Origin of the sequence: Gemmobacter serpentinus, from assembly GCF_008973825.1 — a bacterium.
Lineage (GTDB): Bacteria > Pseudomonadota > Alphaproteobacteria > Rhodobacterales > Rhodobacteraceae > Gemmobacter > Gemmobacter serpentinus.
The window spans coordinates 1-25,571 of record NZ_WCHR01000044.1 but is presented as its reverse complement, the minus strand read 5'-3'; the positions used below and the strand labels follow the sequence as shown (position 1 = coordinate 25,571).

The following is a 25,571-nucleotide window of genomic DNA, read 5'->3' as shown; positions in this document are numbered from 1 at the left end:
CTCGGGCTCGGGCTCGGGCTCGGGCTCGGGCTCGGGCTCGGGCTCGGGCTCGGGCTCGGGCTCGGGCTCGGGCTCGGGCTCGGGCTCGGGCTCGGGAAAAATCTGGCCCTGTCGCAACTTGCGCAAGCTCAGGATTTGGCCTTGGTCACCGCGCCGCTTATATTGGCCCATGCGCCCTGCACCAGTTCCAGCCCCAGCACGCGGTCGGGGTTGGTCGGCGGTGGCATCACCACATCTTCAAGTTTGCGAAAGCCAAAGCGCCGGTAATAGGGCGCGTCCCCCACCAGCATCACCCGCTGCCAGCCCAGGCGCTTGGCCTCGGCCAGACTTTCATTGATCAACAGCCCACCCAAGCCCTCGCCCTGGCGGGTCGGGTGCACCGCCACCGGGCCCAGCAGAAGCACATCCTGATCGGCCACCTCGACCGGCCAATAGCGGATGACGGCGGCCAGAATGCCCTCCTCATCGCGCAGCACAAGGCAAAGCGGTGCCACCGTCGCCACCCCGTCGCGCAGCCGGTAAGAGGACAGCGCGGTGCGGCCCGGCGCAAAGCAGAGGTCATATAGCGCCTCCACCTCCCACCAATCCGCCTCGGTCTCTTCCTCAAGCTGATACATCGGTCCCCCCGGCGGATCGGGTCCGGGCGGGGCGGCCCGAACCAGTGGTCATGGTCTGTCGATGCGCGGGTAACATGCACAGGTCACAGGGAAAAGACGTGATTTTGCGCCTGGGCATCGCCATGCCAATTGCGGGCTGTGCCGCCCGCACGCGGCCAGGTCCGCCGCCATGTTTTCGGCATGGTCGACCGCCATCCCCGCGCGCCGTGCCAGTCATGAGGCTGCCATGCCCGGCGCGCCCGCCTGCCCACTTGTCGCGGCCTTTGCGGGAATGCTATCGAGACAGCAGAGGTTGCATGAGGACCCCATGTCGAAGACCATCAAGGATTACATCCGCACCATCGTCGACTTTCCGCATGAGGGGATCCTGTTTCGCGATGTGACCACGCTGTTTGCCGATCCGCGCGGCTTTCGCATGGCGATCGACCAGTTGCTGACGCCTTATGCCGGCACCCGGATCGACAAGGTTGTGGGTCTCGAGGCGCGCGGTTTCATCCTGGGCGGGGCGGTGGCGCATCAGCTCTCAACCGGGTTCGTGCCGATCCGCAAGAAGGGCAAGCTGCCGGGCCAGACCATCAGCCAGGCCTATAGTCTGGAATATGGCGAGGCGGTGGTCGAGGTGCATGATGACGCAATCAGCCCCGGCGAAAAGGTGCTGCTGGTCGATGACCTGTTGGCCACCGGCGGCACCGCCGAAGCCGGGATCCGGCTGGTCGAGCGCATGGGCGGCGAGATCATCGGCTGTGCCTTCGTGATCGACCTGCCCGATCTGGGTGGCCGCGCCAGGCTGGAGAAGATGGGCATGAAGCTGCACACGCTTTGTGCCTTTGAGGGGCTGTAAGGCCGGGCCGCAGGCAGCCATTTGCCGGGCGCGCAGGCTATATTGCCCGACGCGGATCATCAGGCACCCGCGTCATGCCAAGTATAATCGGTGCGTGGGGCGGGATCTTCCGCAATCCCCGCCCCAGCAATCTTAAACGTCTGCAATCGACGCCTGTGCAGGTCACGGCCATTGCAAAGCGCCGTCCGCGCAGAACACCACCGTCAGCGACCAAGGTCTTCGCCTGCGCGCTTTTGTGGCGACGGCCATGGTCAGAAAGCCCGCCCGGAGATAGCGCCGGCCTGCAAGACCGGCGCGCGATTTCATGCGCCAGTTTGGCGCAACATCGCGCCGGGGTTCAGAATGCCCTGCGGATCAAGGGCTGCCTTGATCGCCCGCATGGCGGCCAGTCGCGCCGGGTCGCCATAGCGTTCCAGATCGCGGACCTTCAGCCGCCCGATCCCGTGTTCCGCGCTGAACGAGCCGCCCATCTCATGCACAAGGTCATAGAGGCATCGCGGCACCGCCTGGCGGACAGCTTCATAATCGCCAAGCGTGCGGCCCTGCGCCGGGAAGACATTGTAATGCAGATTGCCGTCCCCAAGATGGCCAAAGCAATTGATGCGGAAATCGCCGATCTTTGCCAGTTCTGCTGTGGCGCGGGCGATGAAGCCCGGAAAATCCGATGGCGGCAGCGCGATATCATGCGAGGAGATCGCACCGATCTTGCGATTGGCCAGCGGGATGGATTCGCGCAGGGTCCAGAACTCGGCCCGCTGCGCCTCCGATTGCGCGATCAGCCCATCCTGCACCAGATCGCCCGCCGCCTCATACAGCCCGGCCAAAGCCTCGACCGGATCAAGACCCTGCGGCAGCCCGAGATCGATCAGCACCAGCCAGTCGGGAATATCGGCAAAGGGCTGGCGGACCTGCGGCAAGGTCTCGCGCAGGAATTCCAGACCCTGCCGGTGGATCAGCTCAAAGGCCGAGACCATGCCCGGCAGCCGGTCTTCGGCCAGCGCCAGCAGGCTGAGCGCAGCCTCGGGCCCCGGCACGACCAGGAGCGCCGCCCCCTCCTCTGCCGGACGCGGAAACAGCCGCAGGCTGGCTGCGGTGATGACACCCAGCGTGCCTTCCGATCCGATCAGCAGATGGCGCAGATCATAGCCGGTATTGTCCTTTTTCAGCCGCTTCAGGCCGTGCAACACCGAGCCATCCGCCAGAACCGCCTCGACACCCAGCACCAGATCGCGGGCATTGCCATAGCGCAGCACATTGGCCCCGCCCGCATTGGTGCCCAAAAGCCCGCCGATCCGCGCCGATCCCTGCGAAGCCAGCGTCAGGGGGAAGATCCGCCCCGCCTCTTCTGCCGCAGCATGGACGTCGGTCAGGATCGCACCCGCCTCCACCTCGATCACGCCCTCCTGCGGCCAGATCCCGCGGATCCGGGTCATGCGCTCCAGCGACAGCAGCAGGGGGGCCGGGCCTTCTGGCATGACCTGCCCGCCGACAAGGCCGGTGCCGCCCGCGCGCGGCACAACACCCACCCGCGCCGCCGCGCAGCTGCGCAGGATCAGTGCCACATCCTCGGTGCTGCGCGGAACCGCAACAGCCCCCGCCTGGCCCCGCCAACGCCCGCGCGGCTCTTCCAGATCGGCCTCGCTGGGCTGGCGCAGCAGATCAGACGGCAATTTTGCCAGGAAATCGGCATCGATTGGGTTCAGCATCCAGCGCTCCTTCTGGTGGCGGTCAGCCCGCATCGGTGCGGCCCCGACGGTCCGCCCGCAAATTGGCGTAAAGCACATGATTGCGCCAGCGCCCGGCGATCTGCAGATAGCTTTGCGCCACGCCCTCGTATTTGAAGCCGGTCTTTTCCAGCACCCCGCGTGAGGCGGCGTTTTCGGGCAGACAGGCGGCATCGATCCGGCTCAGGTCAAGCTGCACGAAGGCATGATGCACCATGGCCAGAATGGCCTCGCGCATATAGCCGCGCCGCGCATAGGGCGCGCCGATCCAATAGCCAAGTGTGCCGGCCTGCACCGGCCCGCGGCGGATATTGTCGAGCGTAATGGCCCCCAGAAGCCGTTGATCGTCTCGACGAAACATCAGGACCGGCAGCGCCGTGCCCTGCGCCTCGGCCCGCGCGGCCCAATAGACCCGGTTGGTGAAGGCGCGCCGCGTCAGATGGTCATGCGCCCAGACCGGCTCCCACGGGGCCAGAAATTCGGCGCTTTCGGCGCGCAGATCGGCCCATGCCTTGAAGTCGCCATGCAGCGGCAGGCGCAGCGTCATGCGCGCGGTCTCGATCCGTAGCTTGCGGCGAATGCCGAACATCAGGCGGCAAGCCTGCGCCGGATCGCCTCCAGATCGGGGGCAGCGGCGACGGGGCCGTAAAGCGCAAGCGCCACGCGCGATGCGGCCATTTCGGCGGCATAGCGGCGCACATCCGCCGTGCCCACCGCATCGATCCGCGCCACCGCCTCGTCGATATCCGGGATACGCCCCCAGATCGACAGAAGCCGCGCATTGCGTTCGGCGCGCGATGACGGGCTTTCAAGCCCCATCAACAGCCCCGCCTTCAACTGCGCGCGGGCGCGTGCGACCTCGGCATCGGACATGTCATCTGCCGCGCGTTTCAGCTCGTCGATGGTGAGCCAGGTCAGGTCCTCGATCTCGGCCTCGGAGGTGCCCGCATAGACAGTGATCGAGCCGGTATCCTCATAGGCACCCGATTGCGCGAAGATCGAATAGCACAGGCCCCGCTCCTCGCGGATCTTCTGGAACAGCCGCGAGGACATGCCCCCCCCCATCGCCGTGGAATAGACCTGCGCGGTATAGACATCGGCGTGACGATAGCCCGGGGCCTCGAAGGCCAGGGCGAAATGCACCTGCTCCAGCCCCTTCACCTCGCGGCGTTCACCGCCGTCAAAGCGTGCGGGCGCAACCTGCAGATTGCCGACCGGCGCGAGCCCGCCGAAGATCTCCGTCGCCTGTGCCACGATCGCATCATGATCGACGCCACCGGCCGCGGCCAGCACCATCTGGTCCGGCCCGTAATGCGCCTTCACAAAGCCCACCAGATCGTCGCGTCCGAAGGAAGACACACGTTCTGCCGGACCAAGAATGGTGCGGCCAAAGGGCTGGTCGGGGTAGCTGACTTCCTGCAACCAGTCAAAGATGATGTCATCGGGCGTATCCAGCGCCTGCCCGATCTCTTGCAGGATCACATGGCGCTCGGTCTCGATCTCTTTCGGATCAAAGACCGGATTGAGCACGATGTCGGAAATCACATCCAGCGCCAGCGCCACATCGCCCGACAAGACACGGGCATAATATGCGGTCATTTCCTTGGAAGTATAGGCGTTGATATAGCCGCCGACATCCTCGATCTCTTCGGCGATCTGAAGCGGGCTGCGCTTGGCGGTGCCCTTGAAGGCCATATGTTCCAGGAAATGCGCGATGCCGTTCTGTTCGGCCCGCTCATGCCGCCCGCCCGCCAGCACCCAGACGCCCACCGAGGCCGATTTCAGCCCCGGCATATGTTCGGTGACGATGCGGAACCCGTTGGGCAGCGTGGTGATACGAAGCGTCAACGCGCGATCCTTTCGCGGACAAGATCTTGCAGCGCGGCCAGATCGTTGGGCACGCGGGTCACGCGCTCGGGGCGCTCAAACAGATCGGCCATGCGCGGCGGCAGCGCCGGGCGGATGCCGGAGGCGTCTTCGACCGCATCGGGAAACTTGGCCGGATGCGCAGTGGCCAGCGTGACCATCGGGCTTGCGCCGCCCTGTTCCTGCGCGACCTTCACGCCGACCGCCGAATGCGGGCAGAGCAGCTCACCGCTATTGGCCAGCGTCGCACGGATCGTCGCGCGGGTTTCGTCTTCCGAGCAACGGCCCGAGGCGAAGGTTTCGCGCAAAAACTCCAGCGCGCCCTGGCTGATGGTGAAGCCACCGGACTTCAGATCGGCCATCAGCTGCGCCACCGCCGCCCCTTCGCGGCCATAGGCATCAAACAGCACGCGTTCAAAGTTGGACGAGACCTGAATGTCCATCGACGGGCTGATCGAAGGCTTCACCCCATCAGTCATATAGGCGCCCGAGCGCAGGGCACGGTCGAGAATGTCATTCTGATTGGTCGCGATCACCAGCTGGTCGATGGGCAGGCCCATCTCCTTGGCGATATAGCCCGCGAAGATATCGCCGAAATTGCCGGTCGGCACGGTGAAGCTGACCTTGCGATGCGGCGCGCCAAGGCTGGTCGCCGCCGAGAAGTAATAGACCACCTGCGCCAGAACGCGCGCCCAGTTGATGCTGTTCACGCCGGCAAGCCGCACCCCGTCGCGGAAGGCGAAATCGTTGAACATATCCTTCACGCGGGCCTGACAATCATCGAAATCGCCATCCATCGCCAGCGCGTGGACATTGCTTTCCGAGGGTGTCGTCATCTGGCGGCGCTGCACCTCGGAGACCCGGCCATGCGGGAACAGGATGAAGACATCGACATTGGCCAGGCCCCGGAAGGCCTCGATCGCGGCCGATCCGGTATCGCCGGAGGTGGCGCCGACAATGGTGATGCGTTCGCCGGTCTTGGCAAGGGCTGCCTGCATCATCTGCCCGATGAGCTGCATGGCGAAGTCCTTGAAGGCCAGGGTCGGGCCGTGGAACAGCTCCAGCAGGAAATGGTCGGGCCCAAGCTGTTTCAGCGGCGCGCGTGCGGCATGACCAAAGCCCGCATAGGCCTTGGCGATCAGGCCCTTGAATTCAGGTTCCGAGAACGTCTCGCCCATGAAAGGCTGCATGACGCGGAAGGCGATCTCCTCATAGGGCAGGCCCGCCAGTTCCGCGATCTGTTCCGCAGTGAATTTCGGCACCGATGCGGGCACATAAAGGCCGCCATCGCGCGCCAGCCCCGTCATCATCGCTTCGCTGAAGGAAAGGACGGGCGCCTGCCCGCGGGTGGAGATATATTGCATCGTCTCGCCTCATGCGTTCCGGCGTCTGATACGCCACAGATAGGCCCCTGTCATCCCCAACCATGCAAGCGCCAGCGAATACCAGGTGATCGCATAGCCCAGATGGTCGTTGCGGAAGGTGGCGGTGACGCCGCGCGGGCGAATGCCATCGCCGGTGTCTTCGCGGGCAACGATCAGCACGGGTTCGGTGCCAAGCGCCGTGGCCATCGCAGTCACATCGCGGCCAAACCAGATGTTGCGCGCCAGATCCGGCGCGGGCGTGGCGCTGTTCACATCATCGGGCTGGCTGAGATTGCCGCTGACGGCCTGCGCATGCGGGGGGCGGGCCGCATCCTTCTGATCCTCGGGGATGAAGCCGCGATCCACCATGATCTTGCGGCCCGTATCGGTCTCATAGGACGCGATCACCAGAAAACCCGGCCCCTCATTCTGGATCGAAGTCAGAACATGAAGCTCGGGTCCAAGGAAGCGGCCCGTCACCGCGACCGGCAGATAACGGTCGCGCGGGAATGCGATGTCCTGCGCCAAGGGCGCGGGCGGCTCCGTCATGCGGGCGGTGGCCTCGGCGATGATCGCGGTTTTCCAGTGCAGCCGGTTCATCTGCCAATTGCCAAGGCTGACCAGGGTCAGCGCGCCGAGTAGGCCGAAAAACAACGGAAGGATCATGCGGCGGTTCATGGCGGTCCCGGTCTGAAAGCCTGCGGCAAAAAGAAAAGCGCGGGCCTTGTTACAAGGCCCGCGCTTTCGAGGGAAGGGGTCGGGCGCAGGTGTGACCACCCTGCCCGCCCAAGTCTCGGCCTGAAGGGTCAGCCCTGGCCCCAGACATAGACGGCTGCGAACAGGAACAGCCAGACCACATCCACAAAGTGCCAATACCAGGCAGCGGCCTCAAATCCCACATGCTGTTCGGGGGTGAAATGGCCATTCATCGCACGGATCATGCAGACCAGCAGGAAGATCGTGCCGATCACGACGTGGAAGCCATGGAAGCCGGTCGCCATGAAGAAGTTCGCGCCGTAGATATTGCCTGCAAAGCCGAAGGCGGCGTGGCTGTATTCATAGGCCTGCAGCACGGTGAAGATCATGCCAAGGATGACCGCCAGCGCCAGACCGTTGATCATGTCCTTGCGGTTGTTCTCATGCGCCAGGGCATGGTGTGCCCAGGTGCAGGCGCAGCCGGAGCAGAGCAGGATCAGCGTGTTGATCAGCGGCAGGTGCCAGGGGTCGAAGGTCTGGATGCCTTCCGGCGGGAAGACGCCATCCACCAGCGGCGACAGCGGCCCCATCGGATACATGGCATGTTTGAAGAACGACCAGAACCATGCGGCGAAGAACATGACTTCGGACATGATGAACATCACGACGCCGTAGCGCAGGCCGATGCGCACGACCGGGGTATGGTCGCCGGTCTGGCCTTCATGCACCACATCGGCCCACCAGCCGAACATGACGTAAAGCACAAGCACAAAGCCGATCAGCCCCAGCCAGGGGCCCGAGCCATGCATCCAGAGCACCGCGCCGAGCAGCATGACAAAGGCCCCGACCGAGCCGAGGAACGGCCAGATCGAGGGGGGAAGGATATGGAAATCGTGGTTCTTGGCGTGGGCCATCTCTGTAGATCCCTCGTTGGTATTATCAGTTGACCGCCCCGGCCTGCGCCGGAACTGCCAATGCTGCCTGATTTTCCGGCAGCGGGGTTTCGTGGAATGTGTAGGAAAGCGTGATCTCCCGCACATATTTGCCCTCGCGATCCTTCACGATCTCGGGGTCGACAAAGAAGGTCACCGGCATGATCGCGGTCTCGCCGGGGGCAAGCACCTGTTCTGTAAAGCAGAAACATTCGATCTTGGTGAAATAGCCACCCGCCGCATCGGGGGTGACATTATAGCTTGCAGTGCCCGCGACGGTGCGGTCGGTCGGATTATGCGCCTCATAGAAGGCCAGACCCGTTTCGCCGATCTTCACCCGCATCTCGGTCTGTTGCGGTTTGAAGGACCAGGGCATCCCCGCCTCGCGCGAGGCGTCGAAGCGGATCAACACGCTGCGTTCCAGCACGGTATCCGACCCGGTGGCCGAAACCGCAGTCGTGCCGCCAAAGCCCGTCACCCGGCAGAACCAGTCATAGAACGGCACGGCGGCAAAGCTGAGCGCGCCCATGGTCACGGCGACACCAACCAGCCAACCGGCGGTTTTCTGTTGCGGCGACAGGCTCATTGCGCTGCCCCCTCGGCAGGTTCAACCGGCACCATTTCCGGCCGCGCCGTATGGTCAAAGGCCTGCATCGGATCGCCGCGCGTGACCTTCACAACGGTCATGCCGAAGATCAGCACGACAAAGGCCGCCAACACCACGCCCAGCCCGACATTGCGGCCAAAGCGACGTTGATGGATTTCGTGTTCGGTATGCAGCGCCATCTTACCAGCCCCCAAGGCCAAAGGATTTCAGCGCGGCCTCCAGCAGGAAGGCACTGAAATGCAGGAAGAGATAGAGCAGCGAGAATTTGAACACCGCCTTCTCGGTTGCATAGTGATCGGCCTCGGCCTGCACCTCGTCCCGGCGCCAGATTTTCCAGGCCCCATAGAGGAAGCCCGCATTCAGCACGGCAGAAACCAGAAGATAGATCGGCCCACCGATGGAGGTGAAGCCCGCAGCCAGCGCAAAGGGCACCAGCGCAATCGTATAGATCAGGATATGGTTGCGGGTGACGCGCTTGCCATGCGTCACGGTCAGCATCGGCACGCCCGCATCCTTGTAATCATTGTTCATGAACAGCGCGAGCGCCCAGAAATGCGGCGGCGTCCACATGAAGATCAGCATGAACATCAAGACGGCTTCAACACTGACCGATCCGGTGGCGCAGACCCAACCCAGCATGGGCGGGAAGGCCCCGGCGGCACCGCCGATCACGATGTTCTGCGGCGTCGACCGCTTCAGCCACATCGAATAGATCACGACATAGAAGAAGATGGTGAAGGCGAGCAGCAGCCCGGCCGCGACATTGGCGGCCAGCGCCAGCATAACCACGGCAATGCCCGACAGCGCCAGACCAAGGCCAAGCGCCTCGCCCGGTTCCACCAGCCCCGCCGGGATCGGCCGGTTGCGGGTGCGGCGCATCACACGGTCAATATCGGCATCCCACCACATGTTCAGCGCGCCCGAAGCCCCCGCGCCAAGCGCGATGAACAGCACACAGGTAAAGGTCAGAAACGGATGCATCGGCACCGGCGCGACCAGAAGCCCGACCAGCGCGGTAAACACCACCAGAGACATGACCCGGGGCTTGAGCAGGGCGACATAATCGCCAAAGCCCGCCTCGCCCGTCCGGGTCATTTCCCCATTGGCATTGATATCGCTCATCCCGTTCCCTCCGGTGGAGCAAGGCGGCCCGTATCGCCACGCGCCGCCTGCCCTGCCTTGTCCGAGTCGTCTTGTTCGCATCGGTCACGCCCGCGCCGCGGGCTACAACCCTGTCCGGTCGCGGCCGCGATTGGCCACGACCCGCTCAGATCAGTTATTGGCCGCCAATTGCACCGGCGCATCCTGCATGGCAACCGAAGACAGCTGCACATCGCCGCCCTTGGCCTTGGCCAGCCATTCGGCATATTTGGCCTCGGACACCACCTTCACGGTGATCGGCATATAGGAATGGTCCTTGCCGCAGAGTTCCGAGCATTGGCCAAAGAAGATGCCTTCCATTTCCGGCTTGAACCACAGCTGGGCCAGACGACCGGGCACCGCATCCTGCTTCACGCCGAAGGCCGGGATGGTCCAGGAATGGATCACGTCGGCGGCGGTCACCTGCATCACCACGGTCTTGCCGACCGGCAACACGATGGCGGTATCGGTGGCCAGCAGGTAATCGCTGTCCTGATAGCCATATTGCGCCAGCTGATCGCGTTCCAGCTTGAAGCTTTCAAAGGCCACCGGCTCTGCGCCCTCTTCGACCGGGGTCACGCCATCCTTGGTGTATTCATAGCCCCAGTACCACTGGTAGCCGGTCACCTTGATGACGATCTCACCTTCCGGGATTTCCTGTTGCTTGAACAGAACGGGCAGCGAATAGGCGAAGATCCCGGCCAGAACGAGGATCGGAACCAGGGTCCACGCGATCTCGATGGGGGTGTTATGGGTGAAGGTCGCCGGCGTCGGATTGGCGCGGCGGTTGAAGCGGGCAAAGCTGTAAAGCATCAAGGCCAGCACAAACAGCACGATGGCGCCGATGATCCAGTTCAGCATCCCGTCCAGCCAATGGATGTCACGCGCGAGTTCGGTCGCGGCGGGCTGGAAGCCAAGAAGGCCGTCCACTGGCTTGCCGATCACCTTAAGCTCGTCAGCCATGGCCGGAAATGCCATGATGCCCAACACGAGCCCGGTGAGGGTTTTGGTGAATCGCATGAGTGTCATCCCGTTCGTCTGCGGTTTTTCGGAGCCGCTCCTGGACCATGCCCTATAAGCGGGCAGAATCCCGTTGTTTCTGTCGAACTTGAAACCATATTAGGCAGGTCAGGACAAGCAAAACCGTGCGCCGTTGCGCCGCCATTTGACATGGATCAAGGACCCCAGATGACCGATAGCCCGTTCCGCCCGTTCGACACGCTTCTGGATGAGGGTCAGGCGCTGACGCTGCTGCGACAGGCTGTCGCAGGGGCGGAGGATGGCGAACTTTTCCTGGAACGCAAGCGTTCCGAGGCGCTGGTGCTGGATGATGGTCGCATCAAGACCGCCTCATACGATGCCTCCGAAGGCTTTGGCTTACGCGCGGTGAAGGGCGAGGTTGCGGGTTATGCCCATTCCACCGAAATCTCGGAAAGCGCGCTGAAACGGGCGGTCGGCACCGCACGGCTTGCCGTGGGCGATGGTGGCGGCACATGGGCCGACGCACCGAAAGGCACCAATGCCCGGCTATATACCGATGCCGATCCGATGCTGGATGCAACATTTGCCGGCAAGATCGATGTGCTGAAGGAGATCGATGCCTTCACCCGCGGCCTTGATCCACGCGTCGTGCAGGTTTCAGCCACGATCAGCGCCGGCTTGCAGGAAGTCGAGATCCTGCGTCCCGAAGGGATGCGCTTCCGCGATGTGCGCCCCATGGCGCGGATCAATATCTCGGTCATCGTCGAACAGGCCGGGCGGCGCGAATCCGGCGGCACCGGCGGCGGCGGCCGCTTCGGCCTGCGCGCGCTGCTCGACCCTGCACATTGGCAAACCGTCGCGCGCGAGGCGCTGCGGCTGGCGCTGGTGAACCTTGATGCCGTGCCCGCGCCCGCAGGCATCATGGATATCGTGCTTGGCCCCGGCTGGCCCGGCATCCTGCTGCACGAGGCCATTGGCCACGGGCTGGAGGGCGACTTCAACCGCAAGAAAACCTCGGCCTTTGCCGGGCTGATGGGGCAGCGGATCGCGGCCCCCGGCGTCACGGTGCTGGATGACGGCACCCTGCCCGACCGGCGCGGCTCGATCTCGGTCGATGACGAGGGCACGCCCTCGCAGCGCAATGTGCTGATCGAGGATGGCGTGCTGGTCGGCTATATGCAGGACCGCCAGAATGCCCGGCTGATGGGGGTGCAGAGCACCGGCAATGGCCGCCGGGAAAGCTTTGCCCATATCCCGATGCCGCGGATGACCAATACCTATATGCTGGGCGGCAATACCGACCCGGCAGCGATCCTTTCTGATCTGAAGGACGGGATCTGGGCCGTGGGTTTTGGCGGCGGTCAGGTCGATATCACCAATGGCAAGTTCGTCTTCTCCTGCACCGAGGCTTACCGGGTCCGCAATGGTCAGGTCGGCGCGCCGATCAAGGGCGCGACGCTGATCGGCGATGGTGCGACCGCGCTGCGCAATATCCGCGCCATCGGCAATGACATGGCGCTGGACCCCGGCATCGGCAATTGCGGCAAGGCCGGGCAATGGGTGCCGGTGGGCGTGGGTCAGCCGACGCTGCTTATCGGCGGGCTGACCATTGGCGGGTCGGCCACCTGACCCCGTGCCAGGTCGGGGGGCTGTCGGGCGCGCGCTCTTGCGCGCCCCTTGGGTGAGCGGCGAATGCCGCGAAGGGGCGCGCGCGCCCCCTGCCCTTGCCGTCATTTCAGCCAGAGCCGGAACACGATCGGGGCGCAGCCGATCACCATCAGGATGCGCACCACATGGTGCAGGGCGACGAAAGCCACCTCGGCATGAAGCGCCAGCGCCACCAGGCTCATTTCCGTGAGACCGCCCGGCGCATAGGCCAGCAGGATCTGTTCTGAGCTTTGTCCGGTCAGGCGTTCCAGCACCAGAGCGAAGCCCAATGCCATCCCCAGCATCGCAAGCGTCGCCACGAAGCTGAGCCCCAAAGCAGGCAGCAGCACCCGTGCCTTCATACCCTGAAAGCGGCTGCCGAGAATGGTGCCAAGGATGATTTGCGCCCCGATCACCAGCACCGCCGGCGGCGCGCTTTGCGTGAGATTGACCAGATGCAGTATGGCCGAGACCACCATGGGCCCCATCAGCGTGGGTGCGGGCAGACGCAGTTTGATGCCGACCCAACTGCCGATCACCGCCGCCAACCCCAGCATGGCCAGATCCAGCCAGCCCGGAAATTCCCAAAGCGAGCTGGCATTGCTGCCCACCGCAAGGCCCAGCCACCAGCGGAACCAGATCGCGATCAGCGCGATGGTGGTCACGATCCGCAGGCTTTGCGCCAGGATGATCTTGGGCACATTGGCGCCCGCCGCCTCGCCCAGTTCGATCATCTCGGAAAGACCGCCCGGCATGGCGGCGAAATAGGCGGTGCGGGCGTCAAAGCCGCCAACCTTGCGATACCAGGGCAGCACGATGGCAACCGCAAGCAGCAGGAACAGCGCAAGACCCAAAAGCGACAGCCCCCATTCCGGGGCCTGTTGCAGCAGCTCGGGCTTGAAATTGGCCCCCAGCAGAACGCCGATCACCGCAACCACGCCCGGGCGCACCCGCGCGGGCGCGGTCAGGCGCACGCCCGCCAAACTTGCGGACATGGTGCAGAACAGCGCGCCCAGCATCCAGGGCAGCGGCAGATGCAGCAGGAAGAAGACCGCCCCGCCTGCCGCCCCCAGAGCAAGGGCCAGCGCGATCCTGCGCGCGTTGACGCTCACTTGCCGAACTTGCCCCGCAATGCGTCCGCAAAGGCATTGCCACCGCCGCCGCTACTTTGCGGGGCCGCGTTGAAATTGCCGCGCGCAGCCGCAGGTTTGCCGCCTTTCGGCTGCGGGCCACGGGTGGCCTCGCGTTCGCGCGCGGCCTCACGGGCATCGCCCGCATCCTTGCGCATGGTCAGGCCGATGCGTTTGCGCGGCACATCGACCTCGACCACCCGCACCTTGACCACATCGCCCGCCTTCACCACCTCATGCGGGTCCTTCACGAACCTGTCGGCCAGCTGGCTGACATGGACCAGCCCGTCCTGATGCACGCCGATATCGACAAAGGCCCCAAAGGCCGCGACATTGGTCACCGTGCCTTCCAGCATCATGCCCGGTTTCAAATCCTTGATATCTTCGACCCCGTCTGTGAAGGTCGCGGTCTTGAAGCTGGGGCGCGGGTCGCGGCCGGGCTTTTCCAGTTCCGCCAGGATGTCCTGCACCGTGGGCAGGCCGAATTTGGCATCGATGAAATCGCGCGGGTTCAGCCGGCCAAGTGCCGCGCTGTCGCCCATGATCGCGCGGATGTCGCGCCCGCAAGCCGCCACGATCTTGCGCGCCACATCATAGGCCTCGGGGTGAACCGATGAGGCATCGAGTGGCTCCTTGCCGCCGGTAATCCGCAAGAATCCCGCCGCCTGCTCAAACGCCTTGGGGCCAAGCCGCGCGACTTTCAACAAATCGCGCCGGCTGGCAAAGGGGCCATTGGCATCGCGATGTGCCACGATGCTTTCGGCGAGGCCCGCGCCCACGCCCGACACCCGCGCCAACAGGGGGGCGGACGCCGTATTCAGATCGACACCGACCGCGTTCACCGCATCCTCGACAACCGCGTCCAGTTGCCGCGCCAAGCGGTGCTGATCCACATCATGCTGATACTGGCCGACACCGATGGCCTTGGGTTCGATCTTCACCAGTTCGGCCAGCGGATCCTGCAGGCGCCGCGCGATGGAAACCGCGCCGCGCAGCGACACATCCAGTTGTGGAAACTCGCGCGCAGCCAGCTCGGAGGCCGAATAGACCGAAGCCCCGGCCTCGGACACCACAACCTTGACCGGCTTTTCGCCCGGCAGATGCGCCAAGAGATCGGCGACCATCTTTTCCGTCTCGCGCGAGGCTGTGCCATTGCCGATGGCAATCAGTTTCACCCCATGCTTCGCGATCAACTGCGCCAAGGCGATCTGCGCCCCGCGCAGATCGTTCTTGGGCTGGAACGGATAGACCGTATCGGTGCCCAGAACCTTGCCGGTCGCATCGATCACCGCAACCTTCACCCCTGTGCGGATGCCGGGATCCAGGCCCATCGTGGCCTTGCCGCCTGCGGGGGCTGCCAGCAGCAAATCCTTGAGATTGCGGGCAAAGACATTGATCGCCTCGGCCTCGGCGCGGTCGCGCAGCTCGCCCATCAGATCCAGGCTGAGCGAGGTCTTCAGTTTCACCCGCCAGGCCCAGCTTGCCGCCTCGCGCAGCCATTGATCGCCGGGGCCGCTGCCAGCCGCTTCCAGCGCCGCACCGCAGATACGCTCGGCCGGGGACTGGCCGCGCGGCGCATCGGCATCAACCTCCAGATCAACGCTGAGGATACCTTCGTTGCGGCCACGCAGCATGGCCAGCACCCGGTGCGAGGGTGCGTTCTCCCATTTTTCACGATGGGCGAAATAGTCGGAGAACTTGGCCCCCTCGACCTCCTTCCCCGCGATCACGGTCGCGGTCAGGTCGGCCACCTGTTTCATATGGCCGCGCAACCGTCCCAGAAGATCGGCATTTTCCGACAGGCCCTCGGCCACGATATCGCGCGCGCCTTCCAGCGCGGATTTCGCATCCGGCACTGCGTCATTGATATAGCCCGCCGCAAGCACAGCCGGATCGGCGCAGCGGTCGGCCAGAATCGCCTCTGCCAGTGGCCCGAGGCCATTTTCGCGGGCAATCATCGCGCGGGTCCGGCGCTTGGGCTTGTAGGGCAGATAGATGTCTTCCAGCGCGGCCTTTGTGTCTGCCTTGGCGATGGCGGCGGCCAGATCGTCGCTCATCTTGCCCTGATCAGAGATGGAGCTGAAGATCGCGGCGCGCCGCGCCTCCATCTCGCGCAGATAGGTCAGCCGTTCGGCCAGGATGCGCAGCTGGGTATCATCCAGGCCCCCAGTCACCTCCTTGCGATAGCGCGCGATGAAGGGCACCGTCGCCCCCCCGTCCAGAAGCTCGATCGCGGCCCCGACCTGATTGGGCTGGGCGCTGATCTCGCGGGCGATGACAAGGGGGATGCGGCGGGCGGCGTCCTGAATCATGGCGGCTCCTGTAGGGTTGGGCCGCGACCATAGCCCCCTCCCCCCTGAACGCAAGACCACAGCTGAGCCCGAGTTCATTACGGCGCGGTGTCAGCGCGACCAGCAAGGCGCTGCTGGCATAGGCGCCGCGTTGGCGGCGATGCCACGACGCGCCCCGTATCACCGGGGAATGCAAGTCTTGTGAGGGGAAGGCAAAAGGCCCCGCCCGATGGGCGAGGCCTTTTGAGGATGGTACCGACGCCCCGGCTCGAACGGGGGACCCCCAGATCCACAATCTGGTGCTCTAACCAACTGAGCTACGTCGGCACTGGCGGCGATTTAGCCCCCTGCGATGGCGAATGCAACCCCCCCTCGTGCTTGCCATCGCGGTTTTTCCTCGCTACGCCCGAAGCAGAGAAACGGAGCCTGCCATGAGCATCAACAAGCAAAGCGAGATCGCCGCGAATATCCAGATCGGGCCGACCGATCAGGGCATGGTGCGAATCTATATCGAGGCCGAGGGCGGTATCGAATTGCCGCTGGATTTCGACCCGGACGAGGCCGAAGAAATTGCCGAAGAACTGCGCGCCGCAGCCGAGGCCGCAAGGCTGATGGCTGATTCCGCGCCTAAGGGCAAAAAACGCTGAAATTGCCCGCGCCCGCCGGATCGCGCAGCGCCTGCAGGCGCCAGGCGGCATGGCGGGCGAATGTCTGCACCATCACCTTGCGCCGTGCCGGCGCAAGCGGCGTGGCGGGGGCCATGCGCAGGATCTCGGCGCCGTAATCATCGCCGATAATCAACCCGCTTTCCGCAGGCAGAATCTCGGATGGGAAATCGGGACCGACCGCCCAGAAGAAACGGTCGCACCATTCCAGATAGTTCTGCCATTTGCGATCCGCCGCGAAATCGGCACGGCTGGACTTGCATTCGACAATCCAGACCTCGCCCTTTGGCCCAAGCGCCATCACATCGACGCGCAGGCCGGGGCTGGGCACCAATTCCTCGACGCAGGCGAAACCCAGTTGCATCAGATGCCGCGCCACCCCGCGCGCCAGCCGCTGGCCGGGCATCAGCGGCGATGGCAGGGAGGGTGCGGGCGATCCAATGTCATTCATACGGCAAAACATGAATAAAAGGTGAACACAGGTCAAGCTGACTGAAGCTGATGCCACGATTTTTCGTCGAAAAATCGCGCGCCTTTGCGGCTGCCCTTGCCCTGCGCCACGGCGCGGCCTATCTCTTGCGGTGGCGGGTGCTGCTCTTCGCGTGTGGGACACTTTTCCAGTGGCCGATAAGCAAATGAACGGGGGCTGGCTCTGGCAAGATCCTGGTCTTGCTACCTGGTTCCCACCTGAGACCTCTGGCTCTCGGGAAAATCCGTCGCCCACGGTCGCTGCGGGCCCGCCACTTTTCCCTTCCTCATCCTGCTGCCCCAGAGCGGCGCAAAACTTGCGCATATAGGGGACATATGACGGGACGCAGATGTGTTGCCCGATACGGGCGCAAAACTTGTATCGGACAGCACGCCAGCTTGCGGCAAAGGCAGATCGCACCTCAAGAAAGGCGCGCAAATGCTTGATCTGAATGGGAAAACCAGTGGCAGTCCGTAGGGGAGTCGAACCCCTCTTCCCAGGTTGAAAACCTGGTGTCCTAACCGATAGACGAACGGACCGCGCTTGGTGAGGCGGTGTTTAGCCGCCTCACGCCGGGGCTGCAAGAGGGAAAACGGCGCTTAGCCGTCGATTTTTGCGCCCATGATCGCGATGGCCTGCTGATAGACCTTGGCCGCGTTCCATTCCTTGATGACGGCGAAATTCGGCTCGCCCTCCTGATAGCCGGCACCCGGGCGCCAGCCCTTTTGCGCCAGGAAATTGGCGGTCGAGGCCAGCGCATCGGCCTGTTTTGTCAGGTCGATCCGCCCGTCGCCATCGCCATCCACGCCGTAGCGCAGCACATTTCCGGGCAGGAACTGGGTATGCCCCACCTCGCCATGCTTGGCACCGACTGTCTTGGTGGTGATCGAACCCTGATCGACCAGCTTCAACGCCGCCACCAGATGCGGGGTGAAGAAATCCGAGCGGCGGCAGTCATAAGCCAGCGTCGCGATGGCCGAGACGACATTGCTGTCGCCCATGAAATTGCCAAAGCCGGTTTCCATGCCGTGAATCGCCAGAATCACGCCAGCCGGCACGCCATAGCGGGCCTCAAGGCTTTGATAGAACGCGGCATTGCCCGCCTTGCGCTTGCGGCCCTGTGCCACGATCGTATCGGCACCGCGCACCTGCAGGAATTTCTGCAGCGTGTATTTGAAACTTTTCTGATTGCGGTCGGCGGCGATGGTCTTGGAGGCATAGCTCGTGCCCATCAGGGCGGCGATCCCGCGATCCCCCACCCCGGCAGCGGCAGCTTCCTGCGCCATAAGGGGTTTCCATGTCTCATATGCCGCGCCGGTATCGCTGCAGGTCACGGCCAATGCCTGACCCGCGCCCAGACCCAGCAGGGCCATGGTCACAGTAAATGCCTTGATTTGAAACACCTGAGGGCTCCTTTTGGTTTGTCTCAGTTTACGACCTTGCAAAAGTCGCGCAAGCGCGCGGCAGGGGAAATTCGGGCCCCGCCGATCAAATCAACGCGGGATTCCGCCGCCCGTAGTCGCATTCTGTCACATGGTTGACACCGGGGCCGCGCCGCCGCCTGATAGCCGCGGAACCGGAGACCCCAGATGACCCAAAGCCCCGATATCGAGACCGAGCTGGAAACCCGCCTGCTGCGCTACACCGCCATCGACAGCCAGAGCGATGAGGATAGCCCGAGCCAACCCAGCACCGCGATTCAGCTGGATATGGCGCGCCTGCTGGTGGCGGAGCTGTCGGCGCTTGGCGCAAGCGACGTTCACCTGACGGATTACGGTGCGGTGCTGGCGACGATTCCCGGCACGTCAACCGGCCCCCGCATCGGCTTTGTCGCCCATATGGACACCGCACCAGCCTTCGCCGCCAGCGGTGTGAAGCCTGTGGTCCATCGCCGCTATAATGGCGGCGCGATCAGCTTTGCCGATGCGCCGGGGCTGGTGCTGTCGCCCGAGGTCTCGCCCTATCTCGGCACCAAGATCGGACATGACATCATCACCGCCTCGGGCACCACGCTGCTGGGGGCCGATGACAAGGCCGGGGTGGCGATCCTGATGGCCTTGGCCGGGCAGTTGTTGGCACAGCCCGGTCTGGCGCGGCCCGATCTCGCACATCCGACGATCCGCATCGCCTTTACCCCGGATGAGGAGATCGGGCGCGGCGTCGATCCGCGTCTGCCCACCGATCTGGGCGTCGATTTCGCCTATACGCTGGATGGCGGCGCGGTGGGCGAGATCGAATATGAAAGTTTCTCGGCCGACGGGGCGGTGGTGAAGATCACCGGCGTCTCTACCCATCCCGGCACGGCGAAGGGCAAGATGGTGAATGCCGCGACCCTTGCCGGTCGGCTGATCGCCTTTCTGCCGCAAGCCACGCTGACGCCCGAAGTGACAGAGGGGCGCGAAGGGTTCATCCACTTGCATGATATCCGTGGCGGTGCTGCCGAGGCGGAGCTGCGCTTCATCCTGCGTGACTTTGAGCTGGACGGGCTGGCACAGAAGGCCGATGTGCTGCGCAGCGCCTGCGCCGCCCTGCAAGTGGCGGAACCCCGCGCGGCGATCCAGCTGGAGATCCGGCCGCAATATCGCAACATGCGTTACTGGCTGGAAAAGGACATGACGCCGGTGGACCTGGCCCGCGCCGCCTGCCGTGCCGAGGGAATCGAGCCCGTCTCTGTGCCGATCCGGGGCGGCACCGACGGCTCGCGCCTGACTGAGATGGGCGTGCCCTGTCCCAATGTCTTTACCGGAATGCAGGAGATTCACGGGCCACTGGAATGGATCAGCGTGCAGGATATGGCGCAATCGCTGCGGGTCTGCCTGCGGCTGGTGCAAGAGGCCGCGAGGGCCTGAGACGCGGAATGATGCGGGCGGAAAGATCCGAGGCGGTTGTGGCGATCATGGCTCGCCGGGCCGACCATCACAGCGGATGAGCCCAAGACCAGCGCCCGTTCCGTGACCTGCCCACCCGCCTGGCCCGCAGATAGGTCATCAAACACCCGAAACGAAAAGGCGCCCCGCAGGGCGCCTTCTTCTTATTGGTCGAGGAAGCTGCGCAGCTTGCGCGAGCGACTGGGGTGCTTCAACTTGCGCAGCGCCTTGGCCTCGATCTGGCGGATGCGTTCGCGCGTCACGCTGAACTGTTGGCCCACCTCTTCCAGCGTATGGTCGGTGTTCATCCCGATGCCAAAGCGCATCCGCAGCACGCGTTCCTCGCGCGGGGTCAGGCTGGCCAACACGCGGGTCGTGGTTTCCTTCAGGTTTTCCTGAATGGCCGAATCCAGCGGCAGGATCGCGTTGGTATCCTGGATGAAATCGCCCAACTGGCTGTCTTCCTCGTCGCCGATCGGCGTTTCGAGACTGATCGGCTCCTTGGCGATCTTCATCACCTTGCGAACCTTTTCCAGCGGCATTTGCAGCTTTTCCGCCAGTTCTTCCGGCGTCGGCTCGCGGCCGATCTCGTGCAGCATCTGACGGCCGGTGCGCACCAGCTTGTTGATCGTCTCGATCATATGCACCGGAATACGGATGGTGCGCGCCTGATCGGCAATGGAGCGGGTGATCGCCTGACGGATCCACCAGGTCGCATAGGTGGAGAACTTGTAGCCCCGGCGATACTCGAACTTGTCGACCGCCTTCATCAGACCGATATTGCCTTCCTGAATAAGATCAAGGAATTGCAGGCCGCGGTTGGTATATTTCTTGGCGATGGAGATCACCAGTCGAAGGTTGGCCTCGACCATTTCCTTCTTGGCCTGACGCGCCTCTTTCTCGCCCTTCTGGACCTGCTGCACGATACGGCGGAATTCGGAAATATCGACGCCGACATATTGCCCGATCTGCATCATGTCATTGCGCAGCTCTTCCAGCTTGTCGCGGCTTTTCTCCACCAGCGTCTGCCAGCCCCGGCCCGGCTTTGCCGCCATCCGGTCGATCCATGCCGGATCCAGTTCATAGCCCTGATATTCGTCGATGAATTCGCGGCGATTGATCCGCGCGGCATCGGCCAGCTTCACCATGCCGGAATTGATCGACATGATGCGCTTGTTGATGCCGTAAAGCTGGTCGATCAGCGCCTCGATCCGGTTGTTGTTCAGATGCAGCTCGTTCACCAGCTGCACCACCTCGGAACGCAGCTTCTGATAGATCGCCTCGTCTTCCGCCGTAAAGCGCGCGGCCGAGCCATTCATCGTGGCCAGCATCCGGCGATCCTGCATTTCCGACAGCGTCTCGTAATCCAGCGCGATGCGTTCCAGCGTTTCCAACGCTTTCGGGCGAAGCGCGTTCTCCATCGCGGCGATGGACATGTTCGAGGCTTCGTCATCCTCGTCGTCGTCATCGCCCCGCGAGATCGGATTGCCGTCGGCATCCAGCTCCGGCTCGTTCGAGGCCGGGCGGCGCGGCTGCGCGGGGGCGGCGGCGGACATATCCACCTCTTCCAGCCCACCCATCTCGTCATCGCCATCCAGGCTGCGCCCGAAGGTCGCTTCAAGGTCGATCACGTCGCGCAGCAGAATGTCTTCGTTCAGAAGTTCGTCGCGCCAGATGGTGATCGCCTGGAAGGTCAGCGGGCTTTCGCAGAGGCCCGCGATCATCGTGTTACGGCCAGCCTCGATCCGCTTGGCGATGGCGATCTCGCCCTCACGCGACAGCAGTTCAACCGAACCCATTTCGCGCAGATACATGCGCACCGGATCATCGGTGCGGTCCAGCGTCTCGGAGGCTGCACCGGCCAGTGCCACTTCACGCGAGGTCGATCCGGCCTCGACCAGCTCGCCGCCGGTCTCGCCCTCTTCGGCCTCTTCATTCTCGACGACGTTGATCCCCATCTCGGAGAGCATCGCCATCACATCCTCGATCTGCTCCGACGAGGCCTGTTCCGGCGGCAGCACGGCATTGAGCTGGTCATAGGTGATATAGCCACGCTCGCGCGCATCCGCGATCATCCGCTTCACAGCAGCCTGGCTCATGTCGAGCGAGACATCGGCCTCCTGATCCTCGGGTTTGCCGTCATCGGTGTCTTTGACCATGGGATCTCCTGAAGGCACGTCGGGGTCGGCCGAATCAGCCGCATTGGTTACGAATCAACCGTGCGAATCACGGAAGGGCAAGGGGTGTGGGTGCCCTGCATTGCGTGAAAACGCAACAGGGGCCTCATTTGCGGGCCTTGCCACCCCGCGAAAAGTCGATACTGGCCCAAACCTGCTGGGCCTTGTCCAGGTCCTCGCGATCAAGTTCAACCCCGTTCGGGGCGACAACCCCGTCGGCCCTGGCGGCCTCGGGACCTTTTTCGGCATCCCTGATCGCGCGCGCCGCCTCGCTGATCCGCCAGGTCAGCCCCTCATCGGCCAGACCTTCGATATCCTCGGACGCTTCGCGCATCTCGGCCTCGGCCCCCCAATGGGCGGCCAGTTTTGCCAGTTCCATCTCAAGGCATTTTTCCGCGCTGTCGGAATCATCGGGGCGACGGATATGCGGCTGGATGCGGATTTGGGGATGCGCGAGCAGGGTTTCAAGGGCCGGACCAGCGGCGCGCGCCAGACGGGCGGCGCAGGTTTCCGGGTCGTGGTCATGGGCATGGGTCAGAACCACCTGCCGCAGATGGCGATGCATGTCATCGCCCAGCACCATGCGTTCGATCTGCGCCTCGTGCCGGTCGATCAGGGAGGGATGCAGGCAGAAGGTCGCAAGCACCACCGAAACCCGCAGCTCGATCACCGCCGCCTCACCGTCATTGGACCCAAGCATCGAGGCGCGTGTGGTGGCCAGCGGCTCCACCGCCTGGGGCTTGGCATTGCGGCCACCCGGGCGGAAGCTCATGCCCGGTGCGCCAAAGGGCCGATCCAGGCTGCGGGCCGGGCGGCGGCCCTGGCGGAACAGATCCCAGCGAAGTTCCTTGATATCCTCGCCGTAATGCTTGCGGATCGAGGCATCCTTGATCTTCATCAGCGCCATGCGCAGCGATTTATCAAGTGCGGCCTTGCGTTCGGGGCTGTCGAACACCCGCCCCTCGGTCTCGCGCCGCCATAGCAGCGCCACCATCGGCAGCGCCTGATCCAGCACTTCTTGCAGCGCGGGCGCGCCCTTTTGCTTCAACAGATCATCCGGGTCGAGGCCCTGCGGCAGCACCGCAAAGCGCAGGCCCTGTCCCGCCTCCAGCAGCGGCAAGGCCAGATCAATGACGCGCAGCGCCGCGCGTTGCCCGGCGGTATCGCCATCCAGCGTGATGATCGGCTCGGGGCTGATGCGCCACATCAGGCGCAGCTGATCCTCGGTGATCGCGGTGCCCAAGGGGGCGACGGCTGCAGGAAATCCCGCCTCCACCATGGCGATCACATCCATATAGCCTTCGCCCACGATCAGGGGCCGGCCCTTGCCGGCAGCCTCGCGCGCCGGGCCATGGTTGAACAGGTTGCGCCCCTTGTCGAACAGCTCGGTCTCCGGGCCGTTCAGATACTTCGCCCGCGCATTGGGATCGAGCGACCGGCCCCCAAGGCTGATCGCGCGCCCGCGCGCATCACGGATCGGAAAGATGACCCGCGCGCGGAAACGGTCATAAAGGCTGCCATCATCGCCCCGCGCGATCACGCCGCTATCGACCATCAGGTCGGGCGGCACGCCCTTGGCCTTCAGCGCATTCAGCAAGGCCACTCGGCTGTCGGGGGCCCAGCCGATCTCCCAACGGTCTTGGGCTGCATCCGACAGGCGGCGCTTCTGGCTGACATAGTCGCGCGCCATCTGGCCCGCGCCCGCACGATATTGCAGGCGGTAGAACTTCACCGCCTCTTCCATCACCTCGGCCAGCTGGCTGCGGCGATCGGCCTTCTGCGCGGCCTGCGGATCACGCGCGGGCATCTGCATACCCGCCTCGCGCGCCAGCATCTCGACCGCTTCCATGAAGGAGAGGTTCTCGGATTCCTTCAGAAAGCCAAGCGCATCGCCCTTCGCATGGCAGCCGAAGCAGTAGTAAAACCCCTTGCGGTCATCGACATGGAAGGAGGCTGATTTTTCCTGATGGAAGGGGCATGGTGCCCAGAAATCGCCCTTGGCCTGATTGGATTTGCGCATGTCCCACACGACCTTGCGGCCGACCACGCTGGAGAGCGTGACGCGATTGCGAAGCTCGTCAAGGAATCCGGGTGGCAGGGACATGATCCCTATATCGGCATTGGGCCGGGCGAAGTCCAGAGCGTCAGCGTTCGCCCAGCCAGTGCTCGGGATTGGTCTCGGCGATCTGGCGAAACAGATCCTCGCCCAGCCCGGCGCGGAGCCGCACCGCCACGGCGCGTTCCGACAGGGCCTCTTGCCGGGTCATGTAGAAGTCCGATCCGAACAGCACCCGCGCCCGCATCTTCGGGTGATCCAGAAACAGCCGCAGGAAGGGCAGGAAGGCCTCGGATTGAAACAGCGTGTAAGACAGATCGGTCCAGAGATTGGGATATTCGCCGCCCTCGATCATGCGACGCAGCGCCATCAGGAAGTTTCCGCCGCTGGTCTCACAATGATAGGGGTCGATCCCGTCGCGGATATAGGCCTGCCAATCGCTTTGCCCGCCCATATGCGCCAGATTGACCTGCAGGTGCGGAAAGGCCCGCAGCACCGGCGCGAAGGCCATCGGGTGCGAGACGCAATCCGCCTCGGCGCGGGAAACATTGCCGGTGACGCCGCCGCGTGAACAATGCGAAACCACGGCCAAGCCGCGCGCATCCAGCAGCGGATAGATCTCGCGCATCAGCACCGGATGGTCGGGCGCGAAGCCAAGGCGCGGGTAAAGTTTCAAGCCACGAAATCCCAGATCGTTGACGCAGCGCCGCACCTCGGCCGCCGCCCCCGGCAGGCGCGGATCGCAGGTGGCAAAGGGAATGACCAGCCCGGGCCAGGCACGGGCCAGTGCCGCCAGTTCGTCATGTTGTGCAACCAGATCGACATGCGGCGCGCCCTGCCCCATGCCCGCCATCTGCATCGGCAGCACCACAAAGCGGCTGCCGTGCGGATATTGCGCGATCAGCCGGGCAAAGATATCGGCCTGCCGCGGCTGGCCTGCCTCTTGCTGAAAACGGTGCAGCCTGCGCAGGGCGGCGGCAGCCCCTTCCTGCCCCAGCACCCGGGCGAGCAATGCCAGCGCCCGCAACAGCCCCGGCGCGCGCTTGAAGGGCAGCAGCGCCCAATGCGGGTAGTGCTGCGGGATATGGGCGGCGGTAAAGGTATGGGTGTGGCAATTGGTGATGCGCATCGGACAGGGCTCCGCGAAGGTTGCCCGATGAGCCTCGTATCTGGGTGGTAAAATCCGGGCTTGGCCTGCGCGCGTTGCGCCTGTGTTCCATCCTGCACGCGGGGGCGCTTCGCCCCCCGCACCCCCAGAGGATATTTGGGAACAGATGAATGCAGGCAGAAAGCGCGCGCCGCTGACACGCGACGCGCGTTTCAAGAGCCGCCCCTCCTACGTCATCTGTTCCCAAATATCCCGGGGGTGAATTGAGCCGCAGGCTCAAGAGGGGGCTGGCCCCCTCACTTCCGCCCAATTCTCGCGTTTCTCGGCGCAGGTTTCTTGGGGCCCGGACTCCTCTGGCCCGCGCGTCTCAGCTCTGACGGCGGAAGGTCACAT

General features: G+C 64.1%; 22 protein-coding genes and 2 tRNA genes. 4 read left to right on the top strand and 20 right to left on the bottom strand.

Going from position 1 to position 25,571, the window contains the following annotated elements; genetic code table 11:
• Nucleotides 1-128: 128 nt before the first annotated feature.
• Entirely contained in the window at nucleotides 129-617 is a 489-nt protein-coding gene (locus GBJ34_RS19040) for a GNAT family N-acetyltransferase (protein WP_151720775.1), read from the bottom strand.
• A 307-nt stretch (nucleotides 618-924) separates the two neighbouring features.
• On the opposite strand from GBJ34_RS19040, the gene GBJ34_RS19035 reads away from it, so the two are divergent.
• Nucleotides 925-1,458, top strand: coding sequence for an adenine phosphoribosyltransferase (locus tag GBJ34_RS19035; RefSeq protein ID WP_151720774.1), 534 nt, complete (start codon nucleotides 925-927; stop codon nucleotides 1,456-1,458).
• Nucleotides 1,459-1,760: 302 nt separating this feature from the next.
• Here GBJ34_RS19035 and GBJ34_RS19030 read toward each other — a convergent pair whose 3' ends face one another.
• The 10 genes from GBJ34_RS19030 to coxB form a co-directional block, all read right to left on the bottom strand.
• Entirely contained in the window at nucleotides 1,761-3,164 is a 1,404-nt protein-coding gene (locus tag GBJ34_RS19030; protein WP_151720773.1) for an FAD-binding oxidoreductase, read from the bottom strand.
• A gap of 22 nt (nucleotides 3,165-3,186) precedes the next feature.
• On the bottom strand, nucleotides 3,187-3,771 hold the full coding sequence (locus GBJ34_RS19025; RefSeq protein WP_151720772.1) for a GNAT family N-acetyltransferase: 585 nt from the start codon (nucleotides 3,769-3,771) through the stop codon (nucleotides 3,187-3,189).
• Nucleotides 3,771-5,030 (bottom strand): M16 family metallopeptidase, encoded by a 1,260-nt coding sequence (locus GBJ34_RS19020; RefSeq protein ID WP_151720771.1) that lies wholly within the window; start codon nucleotides 5,028-5,030, stop codon nucleotides 3,771-3,773. Before GBJ34_RS19020 ends, GBJ34_RS19025 begins: the two co-directional genes overlap by 1 nt.
• Nucleotides 5,027-6,412, bottom strand: a complete 1,386-nt coding sequence (gene thrC / locus GBJ34_RS19015) for a threonine synthase (protein ID WP_151720770.1) — start codon at nucleotides 6,410-6,412, stop codon at nucleotides 5,027-5,029. Before thrC ends, GBJ34_RS19020 begins: the two co-directional genes overlap by 4 nt.
• 9 nt (nucleotides 6,413-6,421) lie before the next feature.
• On the bottom strand, nucleotides 6,422-7,078 hold the full coding sequence (locus GBJ34_RS19010; RefSeq protein ID WP_226341279.1) for an SURF1 family protein: 657 nt from the start codon (nucleotides 7,076-7,078) through the stop codon (nucleotides 6,422-6,424).
• 140 nt (nucleotides 7,079-7,218) lie between these two features.
• Entirely contained in the window at nucleotides 7,219-8,022 is an 804-nt protein-coding gene (locus GBJ34_RS19005) for a cytochrome c oxidase subunit 3 (protein WP_151720768.1), read from the bottom strand.
• 25 nt (nucleotides 8,023-8,047) lie between these two features.
• Nucleotides 8,048-8,626, bottom strand: coding sequence for a cytochrome c oxidase assembly protein (locus GBJ34_RS19000; RefSeq protein ID WP_151720767.1), 579 nt, complete (start codon nucleotides 8,624-8,626; stop codon nucleotides 8,048-8,050).
• Nucleotides 8,623-8,826, bottom strand: coding sequence for a hypothetical protein (locus tag GBJ34_RS18995; RefSeq protein WP_151720766.1), 204 nt, complete (start codon nucleotides 8,824-8,826; stop codon nucleotides 8,623-8,625). Before GBJ34_RS18995 ends, GBJ34_RS19000 begins: the two co-directional genes overlap by 4 nt.
• Before the next feature lies 1 nt (nucleotide 8,827).
• Complete coding sequence (cyoE, locus tag GBJ34_RS18990) at nucleotides 8,828-9,769, bottom strand: heme o synthase (RefSeq protein ID WP_151720765.1); 942 nt, start codon at nucleotides 9,767-9,769, stop codon at nucleotides 8,828-8,830.
• Nucleotides 9,770-9,919: 150 nt separating this feature from the next.
• A complete protein-coding gene (gene coxB, locus GBJ34_RS18985) occupies nucleotides 9,920-10,807 on the bottom strand; it encodes a cytochrome c oxidase subunit II (RefSeq protein ID WP_151720764.1) in 888 nt (295 codons plus the stop codon).
• A 168-nt stretch (nucleotides 10,808-10,975) separates the two neighbouring features.
• Between coxB and tldD the strand changes: the two genes are divergently transcribed.
• The gene (gene tldD, locus GBJ34_RS18980; protein WP_151720763.1) at nucleotides 10,976-12,397 is read left to right on the top strand and encodes a metalloprotease TldD; all 1,422 of its coding nucleotides are present in this window, start codon (nucleotides 10,976-10,978) and stop codon (nucleotides 12,395-12,397) included.
• Nucleotides 12,398-12,498: 101 nt separating this feature from the next.
• Here tldD and GBJ34_RS18975 read toward each other — a convergent pair whose 3' ends face one another.
• From GBJ34_RS18975 to GBJ34_RS18965, 3 genes are all read right to left on the bottom strand, one after another.
• A complete protein-coding gene (locus GBJ34_RS18975; RefSeq protein ID WP_226341278.1) occupies nucleotides 12,499-13,527 on the bottom strand; it encodes an AbrB family transcriptional regulator in 1,029 nt (342 codons plus the stop codon).
• Entirely contained in the window at nucleotides 13,524-15,857 is a 2,334-nt protein-coding gene (locus tag GBJ34_RS18970; protein ID WP_151720762.1) for a Tex family protein, read from the bottom strand. The genes GBJ34_RS18975 and GBJ34_RS18970 overlap by 4 nt, the downstream gene beginning before the upstream one ends.
• A 229-nt stretch (nucleotides 15,858-16,086) precedes the next feature.
• A tRNA-His gene (locus GBJ34_RS18965) sits at nucleotides 16,087-16,163 on the bottom strand.
• A gap of 104 nt (nucleotides 16,164-16,267) precedes the next feature.
• Here GBJ34_RS18965 and GBJ34_RS18960 point away from each other — a divergent pair.
• On the top strand, nucleotides 16,268-16,483 hold the full coding sequence (locus GBJ34_RS18960; protein ID WP_151720761.1) for a DUF6324 family protein: 216 nt from the start codon (nucleotides 16,268-16,270) through the stop codon (nucleotides 16,481-16,483).
• On the opposite strand, the gene GBJ34_RS18955 is transcribed toward GBJ34_RS18960, so the two are convergent.
• The 3 genes from GBJ34_RS18955 to GBJ34_RS18945 form a co-directional block, all read right to left on the bottom strand.
• Complete coding sequence (locus tag GBJ34_RS18955; RefSeq protein WP_151720760.1) at nucleotides 16,464-16,952, bottom strand: MmcB family DNA repair protein; 489 nt, start codon at nucleotides 16,950-16,952, stop codon at nucleotides 16,464-16,466. The two genes, GBJ34_RS18960 and GBJ34_RS18955, sit on opposite strands and share 20 nt — an antisense overlap.
• A 482-nt stretch (nucleotides 16,953-17,434) precedes the next feature.
• A tRNA-Glu gene (locus tag GBJ34_RS18950) sits at nucleotides 17,435-17,509 on the bottom strand.
• 60 nt (nucleotides 17,510-17,569) lie between these two features.
• Complete coding sequence (locus tag GBJ34_RS18945) at nucleotides 17,570-18,343, bottom strand: lytic murein transglycosylase (protein ID WP_151720776.1); 774 nt, start codon at nucleotides 18,341-18,343, stop codon at nucleotides 17,570-17,572.
• Between the two features lie 216 nt (nucleotides 18,344-18,559).
• Between GBJ34_RS18945 and pepT the strand changes: the two genes are divergently transcribed.
• Complete coding sequence (gene pepT, locus GBJ34_RS18940) at nucleotides 18,560-19,819, top strand: peptidase T (protein ID WP_151720759.1); 1,260 nt, start codon at nucleotides 18,560-18,562, stop codon at nucleotides 19,817-19,819.
• A gap of 182 nt (nucleotides 19,820-20,001) precedes the next feature.
• Here pepT and rpoD read toward each other — a convergent pair whose 3' ends face one another.
• From rpoD to GBJ34_RS18925, 3 genes are all read right to left on the bottom strand, one after another.
• Nucleotides 20,002-21,996, bottom strand: a complete 1,995-nt coding sequence (gene rpoD, locus GBJ34_RS18935) for an RNA polymerase sigma factor RpoD (protein ID WP_151720758.1) — start codon at nucleotides 21,994-21,996, stop codon at nucleotides 20,002-20,004.
• A gap of 124 nt (nucleotides 21,997-22,120) precedes the next feature.
• Complete coding sequence (gene dnaG / locus GBJ34_RS18930; protein WP_151720757.1) at nucleotides 22,121-24,118, bottom strand: DNA primase; 1,998 nt, start codon at nucleotides 24,116-24,118, stop codon at nucleotides 22,121-22,123.
• Between the two features lie 40 nt (nucleotides 24,119-24,158).
• Complete coding sequence (locus GBJ34_RS18925; protein ID WP_151720756.1) at nucleotides 24,159-25,199, bottom strand: amidohydrolase family protein; 1,041 nt, start codon at nucleotides 25,197-25,199, stop codon at nucleotides 24,159-24,161.
• Nucleotides 25,200-25,571: the final 372 nt, after the last annotated feature.

Excerpts from the sequence above, each read along its gene's own strand:
- thrC (WP_151720770.1), bottom strand. The coding sequence starts at position 6,412 with ATGCAATATATCTCCACCCGCGGGCAGGCGCCCGTCCTTTCCTTCAGC.
- GBJ34_RS19030 (WP_151720773.1), bottom strand. The coding sequence starts at position 3,164 with ATGCTGAACCCAATCGATGCCGATTTCCTGGCAAAATTGCCGTCTGAT.
- GBJ34_RS19040 (WP_151720775.1), bottom strand. The coding sequence starts at position 617 with ATGTATCAGCTTGAGGAAGAGACCGAGGCGGATTGGTGGGAGGTGGAG.
- GBJ34_RS19005 (WP_151720768.1), bottom strand. The coding sequence starts at position 8,022 with ATGGCCCACGCCAAGAACCACGATTTCCATATCCTTCCCCCCTCGATC.
- GBJ34_RS19035 (WP_151720774.1), top strand. The coding sequence starts at position 925 with ATGTCGAAGACCATCAAGGATTACATCCGCACCATCGTCGACTTTCCG.
- GBJ34_RS18955 (WP_151720760.1), bottom strand. The coding sequence starts at position 16,952 with ATGAATGACATTGGATCGCCCGCACCCTCCCTGCCATCGCCGCTGATG.
- dnaG (WP_151720757.1), bottom strand. The coding sequence starts at position 24,118 with ATGTCCCTGCCACCCGGATTCCTTGACGAGCTTCGCAATCGCGTCACG.
- cyoE (WP_151720765.1), bottom strand. The coding sequence starts at position 9,769 with ATGAGCGATATCAATGCCAATGGGGAAATGACCCGGACGGGCGAGGCG.
- GBJ34_RS18995 (WP_151720766.1), bottom strand. The coding sequence starts at position 8,826 with ATGGCGCTGCATACCGAACACGAAATCCATCAACGTCGCTTTGGCCGC.
- tldD (WP_151720763.1), top strand. The coding sequence starts at position 10,976 with ATGACCGATAGCCCGTTCCGCCCGTTCGACACGCTTCTGGATGAGGGT.
- GBJ34_RS18925 (WP_151720756.1), bottom strand. The coding sequence starts at position 25,199 with ATGCGCATCACCAATTGCCACACCCATACCTTTACCGCCGCCCATATC.
- GBJ34_RS18945 (WP_151720776.1), bottom strand. The coding sequence starts at position 18,343 with ATGGCCCTGCTGGGTCTGGGCGCGGGTCAGGCATTGGCCGTGACCTGC.
- GBJ34_RS19000 (WP_151720767.1), bottom strand. The coding sequence starts at position 8,626 with ATGAGCCTGTCGCCGCAACAGAAAACCGCCGGTTGGCTGGTTGGTGTC.
- GBJ34_RS18970 (WP_151720762.1), bottom strand. The coding sequence starts at position 15,857 with ATGATTCAGGACGCCGCCCGCCGCATCCCCCTTGTCATCGCCCGCGAG.
- GBJ34_RS18960 (WP_151720761.1), top strand. The coding sequence starts at position 16,268 with ATGAGCATCAACAAGCAAAGCGAGATCGCCGCGAATATCCAGATCGGG.
- GBJ34_RS19010 (WP_226341279.1), bottom strand. The coding sequence starts at position 7,078 with ATGATCCTTCCGTTGTTTTTCGGCCTACTCGGCGCGCTGACCCTGGTC.
- coxB (WP_151720764.1), bottom strand. The coding sequence starts at position 10,807 with ATGCGATTCACCAAAACCCTCACCGGGCTCGTGTTGGGCATCATGGCA.
- pepT (WP_151720759.1), top strand. The coding sequence starts at position 18,560 with ATGACCCAAAGCCCCGATATCGAGACCGAGCTGGAAACCCGCCTGCTG.
- rpoD (WP_151720758.1), bottom strand. The coding sequence starts at position 21,996 with ATGGTCAAAGACACCGATGACGGCAAACCCGAGGATCAGGAGGCCGAT.
- GBJ34_RS19025 (WP_151720772.1), bottom strand. The coding sequence starts at position 3,771 with ATGTTCGGCATTCGCCGCAAGCTACGGATCGAGACCGCGCGCATGACG.